Source organism: Vagococcus sp. (assembly GCF_036639995.1).
In the GTDB taxonomy this organism is placed as follows: domain Bacteria; phylum Bacillota; class Bacilli; order Lactobacillales; family Vagococcaceae; genus Vagococcus.
Genome location: NZ_JAVWHO010000002.1, coordinates 40,766 through 60,674 on the forward strand (window position 1 = coordinate 40,766; position 19,909 = coordinate 60,674).

Here is a 19,909-nt window from a genome sequence, read left to right on the forward strand (position 1 = left end):
GTGTTTCTCATATTTTTAATACAAGGAGTTAGTAAAATGCCAGAGTTACCAGAAGTAGAGACAGTTAGAAAAGGCTTGGAAAACTTAGTTTTGGGTAAAAAAATTAATGAAGTTAAAGTCTATTGGCCGCGAATTATCGAATCTCCAAATGTTGATGTGTTTAAAATCAACTTAATCGGTGAGACGTTAGAAAAAGTGGAAAGACGGGGCAAGTATTTAATTTTTAAATGGACTCATTTTGATATGGTGAGTCATTTGAGGATGGAAGGAAAATTTGAGTTTCATTCAAGTGATGACCCTTTGATAAAACATAGCCATGTCATCTTTAAGTTTGACGATGAAACAGAGTTACGTTATCTGGATGTTAGAAAATTTGGACGTTTCGTTCTTTTACCTAAAAATACAGCTGAAAATTACAAAGGAATTAAAAAACTAGGGCCTGAACCAATACCAGCTGATTTTTTATTTGAGCCATTTTTTGAGCAATTGAAAAAGAAAAAAAAAGCAATAAAACCTTTATTGTTAGATCAATTACTTGTTACAGGATTAGGCAATATTTATGTAGATGAAGCATTATTTAGAGCACAACTTCATCCAGAGCAAGAAGCAGATACACTGACTAAACAAGAAGTAAAAAGATTACATCAGGAAATTATAAATGTACTAGGTGAAGCTGTTGAGGCTGGTGGGACAACGATTAGAACTTATAAAAATGCTTTAGGAGATGCAGGTACTTTTCAAATCTCTTTGTCAGTTTATGGTCAACATGGCGAAAGTTGTCCAAGGTGTGGTAGTGAAATATTAAAGAAGAAAGTTGCGCAGCGAGGAACCCATTATTGCCCTCAATGTCAAATTCATCGCAAAAGAAAGGACAAGTAGTATGAGTTTTGTTTTAGGATTAACAGGTGGTATTGCATCAGGCAAGAGCGCGGTGAGTCAATACTTTAAAGAAAAGAACATTCCAGTTATTGATGCTGATGAGATTGCTAAAGAAGTAGTGAAACCAAGAACCCCAGGATTAGCTAAGATTGTTGCTCATTTTGGTTCATCTATCTTAACGGATGAGAGGGCGCTTGATCGAAAAAAATTGGGAAATATTATTTTTAATGATGAAGACAAACGTCAACAATTGAATGATATTATCCATGGAGAGATTGAACAGCGTATTGATAAATTGTTGAATGAGCTGAAATCGAGCAATCATTCTTTAATTGTGATAGATGTTCCGTTACTTTTTGAGGCTAATTATGAATCTAAATGTGATGAAATAATGACAGTTTTTGTTTCTCAACCCACTCAATTAGAACGATTAATGTTAAGAGATTCTTTGTCAGTGAAAGACGCTTTGGCTAGAGTAAATAGTCAGATGTCTATTATTGATAAAGCGTTAAATTCTGATGTTATCATTGATAATGAAGGAACTATAGAAAATACGAAGTTACAGGTCGAACGATGGCTTGAAATTTTTAAAGCAACATCTAAATAGTTTTTGGAATAGGTAAAAGTAGACAATGTGTTTATTTTTACCTTTTTTTATTCAGATAATGATAAAAATGTATCTTCACCAATTTCTATTTGTTGCAAAAAAAGTTTTGAATTTGTTCGTTTTAAAGAGATTTTCTTGCGTTTTTTCTTGTTTTCTTTCAATTATGAATCAGACTATACCTTTTACGCCGTTACATGTTATAATGTTCCTATTAAAAAGTAATTTTCAGTAATATACTGTAAAAATAGATGAGGTGAAGCAGATGCAATGTCCAAAATGTCATTATAATGGTTCCAGAGTGGTGGATAGTCGACCTGCTGACGATGGAAGAGCTATTAGAAGAAGGAGAGAATGTGAAGATTGTGGCTTTAGATTTACCACTTTTGAACGTGTTGAGGTAACACCTCTTTTAGTTGTTAAAAAGAATGGTACTCGTGAAGAGTTTAATCGAGATAAAATATTAAGAGGTCTTGTGCGTTCAGCTGAAAAAAGACCTGTTCCAATGGAAAAAATGGAGCAAATTGTTGATAGCGTTGAAAATAGAATTAGAAGCTTAGGTGAAAATGAAGTCTCAACAACTATGATTGGTGAATTTGTGATGGAAGATTTAGTTAATCTAGATGAAATTGCTTATATTCGTTTTGCCAGTGTTTATCGTCAATTTAAAGATATGAGTGTTTTCTTAGAAGAATTACAAGAAGTAATTGATAAAGAAAACAGAGAATAAGAAAGTGAGCGGTACCTTTGAGTAAAGCATGGGAACAATTAAAACCGAAAGATAAATTTTCAGTGATTAAAACACAATATGTTTCTGAAATGGATACTGTTGTGTTAAACATGTTGTATCAACCAATAATTGGTACCGAAGCAGTTGGTTTAATTAATTCATTGTTAATGATAGAAAAAATTAAAGATAACAAATCTACAACGCGACATAGTGTTTTATTAAATCAATTAAATATTGGTATTCCTAGTTTTTTTGAAGCAAGAGGTAAATTAGAGGCAGTTGGGCTTTTGAAAACTTTTTTAAAAAAGTTAGATCATGAAAATCATTTTATTTATGAGATTCAAAAACCTTTGGAACCAAGTGCTTTTTTACATGATGATATTTTATCACTACTATTAATTGAAAAACTAGGTTTTGAAGAGGTTGAAACAATCAGCCAATTTTTCAATTTTGAGCGAAAAAATATGGAAGATTATGTTGATGTGACTAGATCGTTTGTAGATGTTTTTCAATTTAATGAAAACCGATTGTCAACAAACGATGAACGAATAAAAGTCATTAAAGAAAATGTTAGTGTTGTTAAAGAGCAAGACTCGATTAATCTAGCTTCAAAATTTGATTGGACTTTCTTTAATAGTTTGATTGAAAACTTACATATCAATCAAGAGCAGATTGAGAAGGAATTAAAGCGAAGCATTGAACTCTTTAACCAATTATACGGAATTAATGAGTTGGAGATGTACGATTATATTAAGCAATCTATTGATTATGTTAATAATCGTGTCATTGAAAAAGACTTTAAACAGTTGATTTATAAAGGCTATCACAGTCGTAAGAAGCAAGAAAGAGGTATGTCTAATTCAGAAGACATACCAACTGGATTGACAGAAACAGAAAAAGATCAACTTCGTAAAAATACACTTCGTTTATCAGGTTTTTCTGAGGAAGAAATCAGTGTTATTATTTCTTGTGAATCAATTCCCCCCCTTGTTTTTATGAAGGCTATAAAAACACAAAAGGGTGGTTTTGTCAGTAACAATGAAAGATGGACTGTTGAAAATTTGAAAAAGCAATCGGGATTACCTGATTCGGTAATTAATGTGTTGATACATTATATGTTAGTTGTACAAGAAAAAGCAGCAGTTAATCAAAATATGATGACCTCTATTGCAAATGATTGGGCTCAGAAGAAGATATTTTCTCCTGAAGCAGCATTTACTCAGGTAAAAAATTTGCAAAAAGAACGTGAAAAACCTGTTAAAAAGAATAAAAATTATTCTAAAGCGCCAAACAGAAAAGAAACATTGCCGGAGTGGGCGAAGGATGATGCTGTAAGGAAAAATACTCCTTTATCTAAAGAGGAACAAGATTTCTTTGCTAACCAAATTAAGCAACTGACAAGTAAAGCCAAAGAAGGTGACAACTAATGGAAAATATCGGTAAAGGATTAGACAAAACGTTAAAATCTAAAAATTTAACTAGTAAATTAGATAAATTAATGGAAGAAGTCATGTCAGATGAAGATGTTCAACAGTTTATAATGGAACATAGAGAGCAATTATCAGATGATGATATTGTTAAAAGTTATGCGAAATTGTATGAATTTGTACAAGAGAAGAAAAAATATAAGCTCAAAGATGCCACAATGATTGCACCTGGTTATGAACCACGTTTGTTTATGAATTTTCACTATATTGATGTTACGTATGTTCCAACAAAAGGATTAATTCAAAAACAAGAACAAGCTATTATTAGAAACCGAGTTAAAGCAATGGATATGCCAAAAGATATTAGAGAAGCAAGATTAGATCGTTTTGAATTGGATGCAGAGCGAAAAGAGGCTTTTCAAGAAGCTATAAAGTTTATTAATGAATTTGAAGATACCCCTAAAGAGTTTCATCAAGGGCTGTATTTACAAGGTACTTTTGGCGTTGGAAAAACGTATCTTTTAGGGGCTATTGCCAATACTTTAGCAGAAAAAGGATTTCAATCAACTCTTGTTCATTTTCCGACATTTGCAGTTGAGATGAAACAATCTATTCAAAAGGATACAGTTGGTGAAAAATTAGATGTGGTAAAAAGAGCTCAAATTTTGATGATTGATGATATAGGTGCTGACTCCATGAGCAGTTGGGTAAGAGATGATGTGTTAGGTGTTATTTTACAATATCGAATGCAGGAACAATTGCCAACATTTTTTTCTTCTAACTTTGACATGAGACAATTAGAAGAAGAACACTTGAGTGTGACTCAAAGAGGGGAAGAAGAGCCACTTAAAGCAAAGAGAATTATGGAGAGAATTCGGTATTTAGCTAAAGAGATTAATATGATTGGCGAAAATAGACGACTTTATCGATAGTTTTTTGAATATTATAAACAAGAGAAAAACTGATTGACAAAGAAATGACAGACTAGTATAATTATTTTTGTTGCTTAAGGAGTGATAAAATGAAGTGGGCATTGGCTGAATTAAATAAGTTTAAAAATGGTCAAATAACGTTTAAAGAAACACTTGATTTAGAATCTTCTCTAAAATTAAGAGAGCCATCTATTTTAGGCGTGAAGGATGTTTTTGTTGAAGGATTTGTTCAAGTTGATTCAACAGGCTATTTAGCTCATATTGTTGTCAATACAACAATCATATTACCTTCATCTCGTTCGTTAGAACCTGTAGATATTCCTTTATCTTTGGTGGTTGACGAAGAATATATGACAGAAGCTCAACTTAATGCGTTAAGTGATGTAAGTGAGGAAGAAAAACAATTAATCATGCCTTTGGAAAAAGATTTAATTGATTTAACAGAGGCTGTAGAAGATTATATTTTACTTAACTTACCTTTGCAAGTGTTAACAGAAGCGGAACTAAGTGCAACAGAACTTCCAAAAGGTGACTTTTGGCAAGTACTTACTGAAGATGAGGTTGCTCATGCAGACAACCAAGATTCAGAAGAAAAAATTGATCCTCGTCTTGCGAAATTGTCTGAGTTACTAGTAACAGACGACGAAGAGTAAGATTGGAATATATGTGTTATTTTAGCACGTAGTTATTGTTTAGGGAGGTGTAACAATATGGCAGTACCAAAGAGAAAAACTTCTAAGGCTAAAAAAGCTAAACGTCGTACTCATTATAAATTATCAGCTCCAGGCTTAACAGCTTGTTCAAACTGTGGTGAAATGAGAAAAAGTCATCATGTGTGTCCTTCTTGTGGCCACTATGATGGAAAAGATGTTATGACTAAAGAAGCATAAAACATTTTTTTGAAAATGTAAAACCTGTAGACTAACCATGGAGTCTATAGGTTTTTTTGTGTTTTAATTAATAAAAAGAAACTTATCGCCAATTGACGATAAGTTTCTCTTTTAGTCTTCTCTTTTTCTTAAACCAAACGGAACACGACTTTCAGTTCCGTTTTTTATTCTTTTAATATTATCGCGATGACGATAAATAATGAAGCTAGTAATAGCCATGGCCAGGCCTGTTAATAGCCAATCTTGGTGATTTAAAATGGTTGGAAATATGAGTGGTAGTATGATAGTTGATAAAGTAATTAAAATAGCACTTACCATACTTGCTAAACTAACCATGCTGGTCAAAAATAAAAGAATCACAAAAATACTTGCAGAGTAGATAAAAAACAAGGGGCTGTAGGCAAGTAACATTCCCGCACTTGTTGCAACAGCTTTTCCACCTTTGAAATGACCAAAAATTGGAAAGGTATGACCAAGAATAGCGGCGACACCAAACCAAAGTGGGTTTAAATTCATATCAAATAGTAACGGAAGAGATGTGGCTAGAGTACCTTTTAAAATATCCATAAACAAAACAATAATACCGGCTGTTTTTCCTAATACTCTAAAAGTATTGGTTGTCCCAGTATTTCCACTCCCAAAATTTCGAATATCTTTTTTATAGAATAATTGTCCAATCCAAACACCTGATTGAAGGGAACCTAACAGATAAGCGATAAATAAAAATAATATCTCTTTCAATGCAAAAAACCTCCTTAGGCTAAAAGTAATTTTACCATGAAATAAAAGTAGTCACAATAAGAAGCAAGGAAAAGCTGAATAATTTTAAAGTTAATAATTTTTTTATGTAAACCAAATACAACTTTACCTCTCAATTCACTTAATTATTGAGAGATAAAGTTAATAAATGCTACAATGTGATTGTTGGTAATTTTTATTAATAAATTTACCAAATATGATATCAAAGATAATAGGAGAATGACGTATGAAACTAACAGTGCTATCAACTAGTGATACGCATGGTTATCTTTACCCGACAAACTTTAGAAAAAGAAATCAATCACTTAATTTTGGCTTAACTAAGCTAGTGAGTGAAATGAGAAAAATTGAAAAAGAGAAAGATATTATTCTTTTGAAAATAGATAATGGTGATTTTCTACAAGGTTCACCATTAAGCTTTTATTTAGAAAAAAATCGGGAAGCGGGATCCATGGCAGATATAATGAATCAAATTGGCTATGATTGTGGTGTTTTAGGTAATCATGAGTTTAACTATGGCTTGCAGTTTTTAGAAGAAACAATCGCTAAGCTTAATTATCCAATTGTATGCGCCAATATACTAAAACGTTCAGGAGAATATTTTACTGGAACTCCGTATACTATTTTTGAAAAAGAAGGAGTAAAAATAGCTGTACTTGGTCTTACGACTCAATATATTCCCCATTGGGAAAAACCAGAAATTATTGAAGGTCTAATTTTTAGATCAGCAGTAGAAACGGCAAAAGAATTTGTACCGAAATTAAGAGAAATAGCAGATGTTGTGATTGTTAGTTACCATGGTGGGTTTGAAAAAGACTTAGAAACAGGTGAAGCAACTGAGGTTATAATTGGCGAAAACGAGGGCTATGCACTGCTTTATGAGGTTGAGGGGATTGACGTCTTATTAACTGGCCATCAGCATCGTTACATTGCGTTGAATAATGAAAAGATTTCAGCTACTCAACCAGGTGATAAGGGGAAATTTATTGCTAGAGTAGATGTAGATTATGAAGAGGATTTAAAAAAAATAATTAAAACACATGCTGAATTAATCAAAATTGGTAAACAAGAAGAAGATTTTGAATTAAGAAATCGTTATTTACCTTTATCTAATCAGGTTGAAGACTGGCTTGATGAAACGTTAGGGAAAGTTGAAGGAAATATGAAGATTGAAGATACAATGGAAGCGAGAATGTATGGACATCCTTACATTGAGTTTATTCAAGAGGTTCAAAAAAATGCAACAGGAGCTAATATTTCTTCAACAGCTTTGTTTGATGATAAGGCAAAAGGGTTTAGCAAAGAAATTAGTCGTCGTGATATTATGACTAATTATATATATCCTAGCTCCTTATCGGTTGTTTCAATTTCAGGAGAGGATTTAAGGTTAGCAATTGAGAAATCAGCTTGCTATTTTGATAGGAATACTTTAAACGGTAGGTATTCAGAAAATGATTTTTCAAAAGATACTATTGCTAATTTTAATTATGATTTATATAGTGGAGTTGATTACACAATTGATACTAGTCGTCCAAAAGGAGAACGTGTGACGTATTTAAGTTATAATGAGAAGGAAGTTTTGCCAGAAGATAGATTAGAAGTTGTTATGAGTCAATATCGTGCAGTGGGTGGCGGCGATTATAGTATGTTTAATTCTGAAAAAATCATAAAAGAAATCTCAGTAGATATGGTGGAACTAATTACTGAGTATTTAAAAAATCATCCAAAGATAAAAGCGATTCAACCAACAAATTTTAAGTTAATTAAGTAAAAAGCTAAGAGCGGTTTTATTTTAAACCTTTGCTCTTAGCTTTTTATTTTAAATAATGAATGGCTTCATCTCGTGTCATATAAAAATGAATACCGTGTGTAGAGTCAATCCATCGATCTTCATTGTAGCTGTCAGGTTCTATAATTTCTCCAACTCGGTAAATAAAATGCTCATCAACTAGAGAAACAGCTTCTTGATAAACTTCTTTAAAATCAATACTTTTAATACTTAAAACTTTCGCTTTATTACAACGACATGTATTGTTGGTCGCTGAGGAACGTTTGGCATCAGCGGGTACTAATAGTTGAACTATTCTAAAATTGTAACACTGTTTATACGCTAGAAAAGCTCCTGTTTCCGGACAAGTCATCTCAAGGTATTTTGCAGATGATTTGTTTTTAATCTCCGATAAGTCGCAATTGGTAAGAATAGCATATCTAAAGTTTGCTTGATTAACATCTGCTTGATTAAATGAACAATTGATGAGAGTAGCTCCTGTAAAGTTTGCATAAGACAGCTGACAGAGTGAAAAGTTACATTCTTTACAAATACTATTTGAAAAATCGGCGTACGATAAATCCTGTTTAGAAAAAATTTTATTTTCTAGCTCTTTTTCCTTAAAGCTGTTCATCTAAAATCATCCTTTCGAGATAATCAAGGTATTAATTGTTTGTTTTCTCTAATTTTACAAAAGCTAAACTAACACTAGTCAGTAAACCTAATACAAAAAAATAAGCAAAAGCTGTTAAAAAGGTTCCACTCATATCAACAAGAAAACCTATCATTAACTGAGCAACAGCACCACCTATGATTCCTCCTGAAGCAATTGTAGAATAACTAGGTGCAAAATTTGCTCCTTCAAAAAGCTTCATAGGTATTGCCATCAAAGTAACAAAAGATAACGTTAAAAAGAATGTTGCAAAACCTAATACAAAAATGAAATTAAAAGGTTTGTGTAGAAAATATGCTGCAAATACAAGAAAAGATCCAATCAAAGAAGTAATCATAATAACTAGTTTATCTTTATTTTGAAAAAACTTACTAATGATATAACTCCCCCCTATCGCACCGGTAAGTGCAAAAACACCGATAGCTGAACTGATTAGTCCAGATTGAGTTAAATTAACACCACGGTAAGAGGTCAAAAAGGTAGGTAGCCAATTGTTTAATCCATAAAGCAAATTATTGATAAAAAAAGCGCCAAAAAACAGAATCCAAATAGTTGGGTTTTTCCAAACTACAAAAATAGAAATTTTTTCTTCTTCTGTAACGGTATCTTTTGACGTCTTCTTTTTAGGAATTGATGATGAGATAATAAAAGCAATAATAAGTGCCAAAATAGTTAGTAAACTATAACCAAAACGCCAACCTTTTGCTTCAATGATGGGAGAAAGTAAAAGTGGACCAATTATTCCAGCTACTCCAGATGATGAAATCAATATACCTTTAGCAAAAGTTCTCCTTTCAACAGGAAAATTATCAATAACTTCCTTGCTAGAAGCAGAAGCGTAACCAGAGTGAGAAAACATTCCGGTTAATAAACGAATGGCTATAAGCATCTGAATATTTTGACCTAAACCAAACAATAAATCAAAACTACCAATTAAAAGAATGGAAGAAATGACTACTTTTCGAGCACCAAATCGGTTGATAGCAAAACTCATTGGAATCTGCATCATGGCATAACCAATAAAAAAAGCGCTCATGATAAGACCTTTAGTGCTTTCTGACATTGGAATATCTTGGCTGATAGAGACAATTGAAATACCAACTGACATTTTGTCAATGTAGACCATAACGTATCCTAGGAATAAGGAACCTAGCAAAATATTTAAATTAGTTGCTTTATTTTTTTGATTCATTACAAAAATCATTCCTTTATATTTATATAAGTAGGTTAATTTTAAAAAGTTAATTTCTAATTAAATATACACTTAAAAAAGAGAACTGCCTAGTCCTTTTCATTTTAAAAACAAGTGATTTTTGAACTGAGTCTTTTTAAAACTTTGCATGTTTCTTGATTTTATTATAGAATGAAAAGTACAAGAGATGAAGGAGATAAAGCCAACTTGTCAGCAAGTTGTTTTTTTTTGGTCTAAAAAATAGGCTTTAATTTCACTTCATTTTGAAGTAATATGTATAAAGAAATTAAATGCTTAAATAAGCATTCAAGTGATGTAAAGGGGTTTTTTCATGTCGAAAAAAATTGAAAGACAATATGATGATTCTTCGATTCAAGTCTTAGAAGGACTTGAAGCGGTTAGAAAAAGACCTGGGATGTATATTGGGTCGACTGATTCAAAAGGACTACATCATTTAGTATTTGAAATATTTGATAATGCAGTAGATGAAGCACTTTCTGGTTATGGAAGTGAGATTGATGTAACGATTCATAAAGATAACAGTATCAGTGTTAGAGACTATGGTCGAGGAATGCCTACAGGAATGCACGCTTCAGGCAAACCAACCATAGAAGTCATTTTTACAGTATTACATGCTGGTGGTAAATTTGGTCAAGGTGGATACAAAACATCAGGAGGATTACATGGTGTCGGTGCAAGTGTGGTTAACGCTCTTTCCAGTTATTTGAGAGTTGAAACGATTAAAGATGGAGAAGAAGTTAAACTTGAATTTAAAGATGGTGGTCACACAGATGGGAAATTAACACGAATTAAGTCTACGAAGAAGAAAAATGGCTCGTTAATTACCTTTAAACCAGATCCAACCGTTTTTTCTACAACTGTATTTTCATATGATATTTTAGCTGAGCGTTTAAGAGAATCTGCCTTTTTGTTAAAGGGAATAAAAATAACCCTAATAGATGAACGAGATGATAAGGAAGAAACATTTCTTTTTGAAGAGGGAATTAAAGAATTTATTGAATATTTAAATGAAGATAAGGATGTTTTAACACCAGTTATTTACTTTTCAGGTGAAAAAGAGGGTATTGAAACAGAATTCGCCTGTCAATACAATGATGGTTATTCTGAAAACACGTTATCTTTTGTTAATAACGTTAGAACAAGAGATGGAGGAACGCATGAAGCAGGTATGAGAAGTGCGTTAACCAAATCGTTTAATGAATATGCTAGAAAAGTTAGCTTGCTAAAAGAAAAAGATAAAAATTTAGAAGGTAGCGATTTTAGAGAGGGTTTATCTGCAATCATTTCTGTAAGAATTCCAGAAAATCTTCTTCAATTTGAAGGACAAACAAAAGGTAAATTAGGAACACCTATTGCTAGAAATATTGTTGAAAGTATTATTAGTGATCAACTAGGGTTTTACTTGCAAGAAAACAGTGAAATGTCACAAATGCTGATCAGAAAAGCTATCAAAGCAAGAGAAGCAAGAGAAGCAGCTCGTAAAGCAAGAGAAGATAGCCGAAATGGTAAAAAACGTCGTAAGGGTGAATCTTTATTGTCTGGGAAATTAACACCAGCGCAATCAAGAAACCCAAAAAGAAATGAGCTTTATTTAGTCGAAGGAGACTCTGCGGGAGGTTCAGCTAAACAAGGACGAGATCGTAAATTCCAAGCAATTTTACCGTTACGTGGTAAAGTTATTAACACTGAAAAAGCTAAACTACAAGATATTATGAAAAACGAAGAAATTAATACAATGATTTACACGATAGGTGCTGGTGTAGGTGCTGATTTTGAAATTGATGACTGTAACTACGATAAAGTGATTATTATGACCGATGCGGATACTGACGGTGCTCATATTCAAGTTCTGTTATTAACATTTTTCTACAGATATATGAAACCATTAGTTGAGGCAGGAAAAGTATATATTGCTTTACCACCTCTTTATAAAGTTCAAAAAGGAACGGGTAAAAAAGCTGTTATTAAATATGCTTGGACTGATGAGGAATTAAAAGAAGTCACCAATTCAATTGGCAAAGGCTATATGCTTCAACGCTATAAAGGACTAGGCGAAATGAATGCGGATCAGCTTTGGGAAACAACAATGGACCCTGAGACAAGAACATTAATTCAAGTGACAATTGAAGACGTTGCTAAAGCAGAGCGTCGTGTTACAACATTGATGGGAGATAAGGTTGAACCTCGACGAAGATGGATTGAAAAAAATGTTCAATTCTCTTTAGATGAAGATGGCAGTATTTTAGAAAATAGTGAGCCAACTCAACCTGTGATTAATAAGGAAGATAACTTTCAAGAAATTAATCTATTTGAGATTAATGGGAATGAAGGAGAGAAAAAATAATGAGTGAACGAAAAGGTATCCAAAAATTAACACTCGAGGAAATAATGGGGGATCGATTCGGTCGTTATTCGAAATATATTATTCAAGATCGAGCGTTACCTGATATTAGAGATGGACTGAAACCTGTTCAACGCCGTATCTTATTTTCGATGAACAAAGATGGCAATACTTTTGAAAAAGCTTTTAGAAAGTCTGCTAAATCAGTCGGAAATATTATGGGGAATTATCATCCACATGGGGATAGTAGTATTTATGAAGCCATGGTTCGAATGAGTCAGGATTGGAAATTAAGAGAACCTTTAATAGAAATGCATGGTAATAATGGTAGTATGGATGGTGATCCACCTGCGGCAATGCGTTATACAGAGGCAAGATTATCAAAACTAAGTGGTGAACTTTTAACAGATATTGAAAAAGAAACTGTTAATTTTGTTTGGAACTTTGATGATACAGAAAAAGAACCAACCGTATTACCGGCTAAATATCCTAATCTTTTAGTTAATGGTTCAACAGGAATTTCAGCAGGTTATGCAACAGAAATACCAACGCATAATTTATCAGAAATTATTGATGGAACAATTTACTTAATTGATAATCCTAATGCATCTTTAGATAAATTAATGGAATTTATCCCGGGACCTGATTTTCCAACAGGGGCCATTCTACAAGGAAAAAAAGAATTAAAAAAAGCCTATGAAACTGGAAAAGGAAAAGTTAATTTACGTTCTAAAACATCTATAGAGCCACTAAAAGCAGGACGTGAACAAATAGTGATTACTGAAATACCTTATGAAGTTAATAAGGCTGTTTTAGTTAAAAAAATGGATGAGCTTCGTTTATCAAGACGATTAGAAGGAATCTCTGAAGTGAGGGATGAAAGTGATCGAACTGGATTACGAATCGTTGTTGAATTAAAAAAAGAAGTAGATGCTAATGGTATTTTGAATTATTTATTCAAAAATACTGACTTACAAATTAACTACAATTTTAATATGGTGGCAATTCATGATTTAAGGCCAGAACAAGTCGGTCTTAAAGTAATTCTAGATGCCTACGTAGCGCATAGACGCGATGTTATAAAAAAACGTAGTGAGTTTGAGCTTAAAAAAGCAAAAGACAGACAACATATTGTTAGTGGATTAATTAAAGCATTGTCTATTTTAGATAAAGTGATTGCGACTATTCGTGGTAGTAAAGATAAAAAAGATGCCAAAAATAACTTGGTTAAGGAATATGCCTTTACTGAAGCTCAGGCTGAAGCCATTGTTTCTTTACAACTTTATCGTTTGACGAACACTGATATTACCGCTCTTGAAAAGGAAAATCAGGAATTAACTGAATTAATTTCTAAGTTAATGCTTATTTTAAACAATGAAAAAGAACTTTTAAAAGTCATGAAAATGGAATTAAGAGAAGTAAAAAAACAATATCACACACCAAGATTAACAAAATTAGAAGAAGAGATTGAAGAAATTACGATTGAAACAGCTGTGTTAATTCCTCAAGAAGATGTAATGGTTAGTGTTACTAAAGAGGGGTACGCTAAAAGAAGTAGTTTAAGATCATATGGCGCTTCTAAGGATGATACAATTGAGATGAAAGAGACAGATAGTTTATTGTTTGCTTCTCAATTAAATACTCATGATCATTTGTTAATTGTAACGAATAAAGGGAACATGATTTATCGACCAGTTCATGAATTAGCCGATAAAAAATGGAAAGATGTTGGAGAGCATTTCTCACTAAGTATTACAACATTAGATGCTAGTGAAAAAATAATTGGTATCTATCCGTATACTGAAATAGATGAGAAGAAACAGTTTGTCTTTGTGACAAAAGAAGGAATGATCAAACGAACATTAATGAGTGAATTTAATGTTTGGCGAACATATAAGAGCCGTCCGACCCAATGCATTAAATTGAAAACAGAAACAGATGAAATCATTTCTGTAGAGCTTATAGATGGTATACAGAGTAAGGATGTTCTTTTGGTGACTCATATGGCATTTGGTTTATATTATGATTTGGAAGAAGTGCCGGTTGTCGGAGCAAAAGCATCTGGTGTGAAAGCTATCAATCTAAAAGTAACTGATTATGTTGCAAGTGCAGTTATTTTGGATAAGAACGAGGAAGCATCAATTACAATCGTTTCACAACGAGGTTCGGTGAAGCGAATGAGAGTAAATGAATTAAGCAAACTCGGTCGAGCTAAACGCGGATTAATGGTACTGCGAGAACTTAAGAGCAATCCGCATCGCGTAATAGCAGCAATTAAGAATCAAGAAAACCAATTAATTAAAATCGAAACAACATCTAATAATGTTTATTCAGTTGATTTTAGAGAGGTTCCAATAAATGATCGCCAATCTAATGGTTCGTTTGTGATTGATGAAAAGAACGATGGACTAGTAGAAGTGGTGACGACTGAAATAACCGAACCGTAGATAATATGTGAAAGGAGTATCTTTTAAGAGATGCTCCTTTTTCTGTTATATATCAGACAGATTAAAAGAAACCTGTTATAGTACAGTTTTTCGTTAGATTGATACAGTGTTAACAATGAAAATAATTAGTGAAAACTTGATAATATAGCTATTTATAGAGTGTGAAGAAAAATAATGGTAAAATAAACTCTTTTTTTCACTATAACACTTGCAGTTGATTGTTTATGTGTTATAATGAGCATGTAAAACAAAATTATAAATTAAACATTAAAAAACAAACATTTTAAGGAGGCTTCTCAATATGGGACATTGGGATGGATTTAAAGGCGACAAATGGCGTACAAGTGTGGATGTTAGAGATTTTATCCAACATAACTACACAGAATACAAAGGTGATGACAGTTTCTTAGAGCCAGCTGCAGAAAGCACTGAAAAATTATGGACTAAATTACAAGAATTATTCGAAGTACAACACGAAAAAAATGGTGTTTACGACATGGATAATAACATCCCTGCTACTATTACATCACATGAGCCTGGATATTTAATCAAAGAAGAAGAAAAAATTGTTGGTTTACAAACTGATGTACCATTGAAACAAGCATTTATGCCTTATGGTGGTATTAACATGGCAAACAACGCTTTAGTTTCTAACGGTTACGAAACTGACGAAGAAATGTCAAAAATCTTCACTGATTGGAGAAAAACTCATAACCAAGGTGTATTTGATGCTTACACTCCAGAAATGAGAGCCGCTCGTAAAAATAAAATTATCACTGGTCTTCCAGATGCTTATGGTCGTGGACGTATTATCGGTGATTACCGTCGTTTAGCATTATACGGTTTAGACTTCTTAATTGCTGAAAAGAAAAAAGACTTATCAAATGTTGGTAACAAAGTGATGACTGATGATGTTATCCGTTTAAGAGAAGAAGTTGCTGAACAAGTTAAAGCTTTAGGCGATATCAAAGAAATGGGTACTTATTACGGATTTGATTTATCAGCTCCAGCTAAAAATGCTCAAGAAGCAATCCAATGGACTTACTTTGGTTATTTATCAGCAATTAAATCTCAAAATGGTGCTGCTATGTCAATTGGACGTATTTCAGCATTCTTAGATATTTATATTCAACGTGACTTAGAAAATGGTGTTATTACTGAATTAGAAGCTCAAGAGATGATTGATCATTTAATCATGAAATTACGTATGGTTAAATTTGCTCGTACTCCTGAGTACAATCAATTATTCTCTGGTTACCCAATTTGGGCAACATTATCAATTGCTGGTATGGGAATTGATGGTCGTTCATTAGTAACTAAAAATGATTTCCGTATTTTACATACATTAGTAAACATGGGACCATCTCCAGAACCAAACTTAACAGTTTTATATTCTTCACATTTACCAGAAGGATTCAGAACATTTGCTGCTCATATTGCAAAAGAAAGTTCTTCAATCCAATTTGAAAATGATGATTTATTAAGAGCTAACTGGGGATCAGATGACTGCGCGATTGCTTGTTGTGTGTCTGCAACAGTTATGGGTAAAGATATGCAATTCTTTGGTGCTCGTGCTAACTTAGCAAAAGCTGTTCTTTATGCAATCAACGGTGGTGTGGATGAAAAAACTAAAGCTCAAGTTGGACCTAAATATCGTCCAATGACTGGAGACACTTTAGATTTCAACGAATTCATGGATCGTTACAAAGACATGATGGATTGGTTAGCTGAATTATATGTTAATACATTAAATGTTATTCATTTCATGCATGACAAATATGCTTATGAAGCTCCACAATTAGCCTTTATGGAAACAGACTTGAAACGTACTTTTGCAACAGGTATTGCAGGTATTTCTCATGCGGCTGATAGTGTTATGGCTATTAAACATGGTAATGTTAAAGTTATTCGTGATGAAGATGGCTTAGCAGTAGATTATGTTCCAGCTAATGAATTCCCAACTTATGGTAATGACAACGCTGAAGCAGATGCTATGGCAAACTGGATCTTAGAATACTTCATGACTCAAATTAAACGTCAACATACTTACCGTAATTCAACACCAACAACATCATTATTAACAATTACTTCTAATGTTGTTTATGGTAAAGCTACAGGTAATACTCCTGACGGACGTCGTGCGGGTAAACCATTAGCACCAGGTGCTAACCCAAGTTATCAAGATGGCAAATTCTTAGGTGAAAAGAATGGTTTATTAGCATCATTAAACTCAACAGCTAAATTAGAATATACAAACGCTCGCGATGGTATTTCTAATACACAAACTATTAATCCTAATGGTTTAGGTAAAGACGATGCAACACGTGTTAATAATTTACGTAATGTAATGGATGGATACTTTGACAATGGTGGTTACCACTTAAACGTTAACGTATTTACAACAGATTTATTATTGGATGCTCAAGCACATCCTGAAAAATATCCAAATCTTACAATCCGTGTTTCTGGATATGCTGTTAAATTCCGCGATTTAACTCCAGAACAACAAGCAGATGTTATCTCAAGAACTGCTCACGAAAAAATGTAATTAAATTAAATAACTAAGAGGTGGCTGATGACTTCGGTCACCTCTTTTTAAATAAGGAATGGGAAAAGTTATGACAGAAAAAGTTACTGGAAGAATTCATTCAACTGAAAATTTTGGAACTGTGGATGGACCTGGTGTTCGTTTTATCGTATTTATGCAAGGATGTCGCATGAGATGCGAGTTTTGTCATAATCCGGACACATGGAAAATTAACGGTGGACGTGAAGTGACGACAGACGAAATTTTAGAAGAAGCTTTACGCTATCAAAGCTATTGGGGTGAAAAAGGTGGAATTACTATAAGTGGTGGGGAACCATTGCTTCAACCTGAATTCATTACTGATCTGTTTAAAAAAGCAAAAGCAAAAGGCATTCATACAACCATCGATACCTGTGGTCGTCCATTTACTTATGAAGAACCATTTATTAGTCAATTTGATGAATTAATGAAATATACAGATTTACTTCTTTTTGATATTAAGCATATTGATAATGAAGGGCATAAAAAATTAACCAAAAATCCAAATGACAATATTTTAGAAATGGCGCAACATTTATCTGATATTGGTAAACCAGTTTGGATTAGACATGTTTTAGTTCCTTTTAGAACGGATTATGATGAATTTCTTGTCAGATTGGATGCATTTATTAAAACGTTGAAAAATGTTGATAAAGTAGAAATTCTACCGTATCACACAATGGGAAGATACAAGTGGGAAGAGTTAGGATTAGCTTATCCATTAGATGGAATTGACCCACCGACTCAAGAACGTGTGAAAAATGCTCAAGATTTATTGCATGTCCAAGATTATACAAAATATCAAACAAGATAGTTGACTTTTAAATGAGAGTTGATATAATCGACTGATAATATTAAGTACTTACTAGGGTTCCGTAATGAAAGTTAGTCTGGTCCGAGAGTAAGCCCATAGTGAAAACTGTGCACACGGAAGGATAAAAGCCTGGGAGATTAATTTCCCAGGCTTTTTTGTGTGAAAATCTAAATTAGAGGAGAGATTTTTTATGAATCGTAGTTGGCTATCTATTGTTATAGCAGCAATATTTGAAGTAATGTGGGTAATTGGTTTGAAACATGCAAGTACTCCACTTGAATGGGGAGGTACTTTGATTGCTATTTTTATTAGTTTTTATTTAATGATTAAAGCAGGTGAAAAATTGCCGGTTGGTACTGTTTATGCCGTTTTTGTAGGTCTTGGAACGACAGGAACTATTTTAGTTGATACATTTATTTTTAAGCAACCAATAAGTATGATGACAGTAACATTTTTAGTTATCTTATTAATTGGTGTAATGGGATTAAAACTATCATCTGATGATAAAAAAGAAAGTGAGGTAAAGTAATATGGCATGGATTAGTTTAGTTTTTGCTGGAATTTTTGAAATGCTTGGAGTGAATAGCATTAATAAGTATGTTAATGAAAAGTCGAAGAGAAACTTAATAACATTAATTATTATGTTTGCTCTAAGTTTTATTTTACTCTCTTATTCAATTGAAAGTTTACCGATGAGTACTGCTTATGCTGTCTGGACAGGAATTGGTGCTTCTGGTGGAGCAATCTTAGGAATTGTTTTTTACAAAGAGTCTAAAGATGTGAAGAGACTCTTCTTCATTGGGTTAATATTAATTGCAGCTGTAGGATTAAAATTAATTTCTTAAAAGACTTAAGAAAATAATAATTTATGATATAATATCAGAAGTAAGATATAGATATTGGAGGAATTATTATTATGTCAAAAGTTTTAGTTTTTGGACATCAAAATCCTGATACAGATGCCATTACATCGGCAATTTCATTTGCATATTTACAACAAAAATTAGGTGTAGAAGCAGAAGCAGTTGCTTTAGGCACTCCTAACGAAGAAACCACATATGCTTTAAATTATTTTAAAGTTGATGCACCTCGAGTTGTTGAAATGGCTTTACCTGAAGCTAATCAAGTTATGTTAGTGGATCATAATGAAGCACAACAAAGTATTTCTGATATTAAAGAATTAGAAGTTCTATCGGTAGTTGATCACCATAGAATCGCTAATTTTGAGACAGCAAATCCTTTGTATTACCGTGCTGAACCAGTTGGATGCACAAATACAATTATCTTGAAATTATATAAAGAAAAAGGCATTGATATTCCAAAAGAGATTGCTGGTTTAATGTTGTCAGCTATTATTTCAGATTCTTTATTATTTAAATCACCAACTTGTACAGATGAAGATGTTGCAGCAGCAAAAGAACTAGCTGCAATTGCTGAAGTTGATATGAATGTTTATGGTTTAGATATGCTAAAGGCTGGAACAAACCTTTCAGATAAAACAGCATTACAATTAATTGATGCTGATGCTAAATCATTCCCAATGGGTGGTAAAAACTTACGCATTGGTCAAGTAAATACTGTAGATGTTAAAGATGTTTTAGCTAGACAAGAAGAATTAGAAGCTGAAATGAAAAAACAAAATGAATTAAATAGTTTTGATATGTTTGTTTTAGTTATTACTAATATTTTGGATAGTGATTCAGTGGTATTGGTTGTTGGTGAGCCTAAAGAAAAAGTAGAAGAAGCTTTCAAAGTGAAACTAGAAAATAACCAAGCAGTATTAAAAGGTGTGGTTTCTCGTAAGAAACAAGTCGTTCCACCTTTAACCAATGCATTTAGCTAATTAAAATTGTCAAGGGGTTGGGA

At 32.8% G+C, this 19,909-nt stretch carries 18 protein-coding genes and 1 riboswitch; of the genes, 15 read left to right on the top strand and 3 right to left on the bottom strand.

Annotated elements, in window-relative coordinates:
- The first annotated feature begins 36 nt into the window (after window positions 1-36).
- The 7 genes from mutM (at window position 37) to rpmF (ending at window position 5,462) form a co-directional block, all read left to right on the top strand.
- Window positions 37-879 (top strand): DNA-formamidopyrimidine glycosylase, encoded by an 843-nt coding sequence (mutM, locus tag RR554_RS01615; protein WP_332467289.1) that lies wholly within the window; start codon window positions 37-39, stop codon window positions 877-879.
- 1 nt (window position 880) lies between these two features.
- The gene (gene coaE / locus RR554_RS01620) at window positions 881-1,486 is read left to right on the top strand and encodes a dephospho-CoA kinase (RefSeq protein WP_332467291.1); all 606 of its coding nucleotides are present in this window, start codon (window positions 881-883) and stop codon (window positions 1,484-1,486) included.
- 262 nt (window positions 1,487-1,748) lie between these two features.
- Window positions 1,749-2,213 carry a transcriptional regulator NrdR gene (nrdR, locus tag RR554_RS01625; RefSeq protein WP_332462558.1) on the top strand — a complete coding sequence of 155 codons (465 nt, stop codon included), beginning with the start codon at window positions 1,749-1,751 and terminating at the stop codon, window positions 2,211-2,213.
- 17 nt (window positions 2,214-2,230) lie between these two features.
- Complete coding sequence (locus RR554_RS01630; protein ID WP_332462559.1) at window positions 2,231-3,640, top strand: replication initiation and membrane attachment family protein; 1,410 nt, start codon at window positions 2,231-2,233, stop codon at window positions 3,638-3,640.
- A complete protein-coding gene (gene dnaI / locus RR554_RS01635) occupies window positions 3,640-4,572 on the top strand; it encodes a primosomal protein DnaI (protein ID WP_332462560.1) in 933 nt (310 codons plus the stop codon). Before RR554_RS01630 ends, dnaI begins: the two co-directional genes overlap by 1 nt.
- An 89-nt stretch (window positions 4,573-4,661) precedes the next feature.
- Complete coding sequence (locus RR554_RS01640) at window positions 4,662-5,225, top strand: YceD family protein (protein WP_332462561.1); 564 nt, start codon at window positions 4,662-4,664, stop codon at window positions 5,223-5,225.
- A gap of 57 nt (window positions 5,226-5,282) precedes the next feature.
- The gene (rpmF, locus tag RR554_RS01645; RefSeq protein ID WP_332462562.1) at window positions 5,283-5,462 is read left to right on the top strand and encodes a 50S ribosomal protein L32; all 180 of its coding nucleotides are present in this window, start codon (window positions 5,283-5,285) and stop codon (window positions 5,460-5,462) included.
- Window positions 5,463-5,573: 111 nt separating this feature from the next.
- Here the strand turns inward: rpmF and plsY are convergent, their stop codons facing one another.
- On the bottom strand, window positions 5,574-6,203 hold the full coding sequence (gene plsY / locus RR554_RS01650; RefSeq protein ID WP_332462563.1) for a glycerol-3-phosphate 1-O-acyltransferase PlsY: 630 nt from the start codon (window positions 6,201-6,203) through the stop codon (window positions 5,574-5,576).
- Window positions 6,204-6,447: 244 nt separating this feature from the next.
- Between plsY and RR554_RS01655 the strand changes: the two genes are divergently transcribed.
- Window positions 6,448-7,992, top strand: coding sequence for a bifunctional metallophosphatase/5'-nucleotidase (locus RR554_RS01655; protein ID WP_332467292.1), 1,545 nt, complete (start codon window positions 6,448-6,450; stop codon window positions 7,990-7,992).
- 43 nt (window positions 7,993-8,035) lie between these two features.
- On the opposite strand, the gene RR554_RS01660 is transcribed toward RR554_RS01655, so the two are convergent.
- Complete coding sequence (locus RR554_RS01660; protein ID WP_332462565.1) at window positions 8,036-8,623, bottom strand: pentapeptide repeat-containing protein; 588 nt, start codon at window positions 8,621-8,623, stop codon at window positions 8,036-8,038.
- A gap of 31 nt (window positions 8,624-8,654) precedes the next feature.
- Complete coding sequence (locus RR554_RS01665; protein WP_332467293.1) at window positions 8,655-9,854, bottom strand: MFS transporter; 1,200 nt, start codon at window positions 9,852-9,854, stop codon at window positions 8,655-8,657.
- Between the two features lie 331 nt (window positions 9,855-10,185).
- On the opposite strand from RR554_RS01665, the gene parE reads away from it, so the two are divergent.
- The 7 genes from parE to RR554_RS01700 all read left to right on the top strand — a co-directional run bounded on the left by parE (window position 10,186) and on the right by RR554_RS01700 (window position 19,886).
- Window positions 10,186-12,219 carry a DNA topoisomerase IV subunit B gene (gene parE / locus RR554_RS01670; RefSeq protein ID WP_332462567.1) on the top strand — a complete coding sequence of 678 codons (2,034 nt, stop codon included), beginning with the start codon at window positions 10,186-10,188 and terminating at the stop codon, window positions 12,217-12,219.
- On the top strand, window positions 12,219-14,663 hold the full coding sequence (gene parC, locus RR554_RS01675; RefSeq protein ID WP_332462568.1) for a DNA topoisomerase IV subunit A: 2,445 nt from the start codon (window positions 12,219-12,221) through the stop codon (window positions 14,661-14,663). The genes parE and parC overlap by 1 nt, the downstream gene beginning before the upstream one ends.
- Window positions 14,664-14,964: 301 nt before the next feature.
- Complete coding sequence (pflB, locus tag RR554_RS01680; protein ID WP_332467294.1) at window positions 14,965-17,211, top strand: formate C-acetyltransferase; 2,247 nt, start codon at window positions 14,965-14,967, stop codon at window positions 17,209-17,211.
- A gap of 70 nt (window positions 17,212-17,281) precedes the next feature.
- Window positions 17,282-18,043 (top strand): pyruvate formate-lyase-activating protein, encoded by a 762-nt coding sequence (gene pflA, locus RR554_RS01685; RefSeq protein WP_332462570.1) that lies wholly within the window; start codon window positions 17,282-17,284, stop codon window positions 18,041-18,043.
- Between the two features lie 40 nt (window positions 18,044-18,083).
- Window positions 18,084-18,181, top strand: a riboswitch (guanidine-I (ykkC/yxkD leader).
- A 52-nt stretch (window positions 18,182-18,233) separates the two neighbouring features.
- Window positions 18,234-18,572: a DMT family transporter gene (locus RR554_RS01690; RefSeq protein ID WP_332462571.1), complete on the top strand. Its 339-nt coding sequence runs from the start codon at window positions 18,234-18,236 to the stop codon at window positions 18,570-18,572.
- Window position 18,573: 1 nt separating this feature from the next.
- Entirely contained in the window at window positions 18,574-18,888 is a 315-nt protein-coding gene (locus tag RR554_RS01695; RefSeq protein WP_332462572.1) for a DMT family transporter, read from the top strand.
- A 71-nt stretch (window positions 18,889-18,959) separates the two neighbouring features.
- The gene (locus RR554_RS01700) at window positions 18,960-19,886 is read left to right on the top strand and encodes a manganese-dependent inorganic pyrophosphatase (protein WP_332462573.1); all 927 of its coding nucleotides are present in this window, start codon (window positions 18,960-18,962) and stop codon (window positions 19,884-19,886) included.
- Window positions 19,887-19,909: the final 23 nt, after the last annotated feature.

What these genes read in the sequence shown, in the direction of transcription:
- RR554_RS01700 (WP_332462573.1), top strand. Translation starts at nt 18,960, where the DNA reads ATGTCAAAAGTTTTAGTTTTTGGACATCAAAATCCTGATACAGATGCC.
- parE (WP_332462567.1), top strand. Translation starts at nt 10,186, where the DNA reads ATGTCGAAAAAAATTGAAAGACAATATGATGATTCTTCGATTCAAGTC.
- nrdR (WP_332462558.1), top strand. Translation starts at nt 1,749, where the DNA reads ATGCAATGTCCAAAATGTCATTATAATGGTTCCAGAGTGGTGGATAGT.
- coaE (WP_332467291.1), top strand. Translation starts at nt 881, where the DNA reads ATGAGTTTTGTTTTAGGATTAACAGGTGGTATTGCATCAGGCAAGAGC.
- RR554_RS01695 (WP_332462572.1), top strand. Translation starts at nt 18,574, where the DNA reads ATGGCATGGATTAGTTTAGTTTTTGCTGGAATTTTTGAAATGCTTGGA.
- parC (WP_332462568.1), top strand. Translation starts at nt 12,219, where the DNA reads ATGAGTGAACGAAAAGGTATCCAAAAATTAACACTCGAGGAAATAATG.
- RR554_RS01655 (WP_332467292.1), top strand. Translation starts at nt 6,448, where the DNA reads ATGAAACTAACAGTGCTATCAACTAGTGATACGCATGGTTATCTTTAC.
- RR554_RS01690 (WP_332462571.1), top strand. Translation starts at nt 18,234, where the DNA reads ATGAATCGTAGTTGGCTATCTATTGTTATAGCAGCAATATTTGAAGTA.
- RR554_RS01660 (WP_332462565.1), bottom strand. Translation starts at nt 8,623, where the DNA reads ATGAACAGCTTTAAGGAAAAAGAGCTAGAAAATAAAATTTTTTCTAAA.
- RR554_RS01640 (WP_332462561.1), top strand. Translation starts at nt 4,662, where the DNA reads ATGAAGTGGGCATTGGCTGAATTAAATAAGTTTAAAAATGGTCAAATA.
- pflA (WP_332462570.1), top strand. Translation starts at nt 17,282, where the DNA reads ATGACAGAAAAAGTTACTGGAAGAATTCATTCAACTGAAAATTTTGGA.
- dnaI (WP_332462560.1), top strand. Translation starts at nt 3,640, where the DNA reads ATGGAAAATATCGGTAAAGGATTAGACAAAACGTTAAAATCTAAAAAT.
- mutM (WP_332467289.1), top strand. Translation starts at nt 37, where the DNA reads ATGCCAGAGTTACCAGAAGTAGAGACAGTTAGAAAAGGCTTGGAAAAC.
- RR554_RS01665 (WP_332467293.1), bottom strand. Translation starts at nt 9,854, where the DNA reads ATGAATCAAAAAAATAAAGCAACTAATTTAAATATTTTGCTAGGTTCC.
- rpmF (WP_332462562.1), top strand. Translation starts at nt 5,283, where the DNA reads ATGGCAGTACCAAAGAGAAAAACTTCTAAGGCTAAAAAAGCTAAACGT.
- pflB (WP_332467294.1), top strand. Translation starts at nt 14,965, where the DNA reads ATGGGACATTGGGATGGATTTAAAGGCGACAAATGGCGTACAAGTGTG.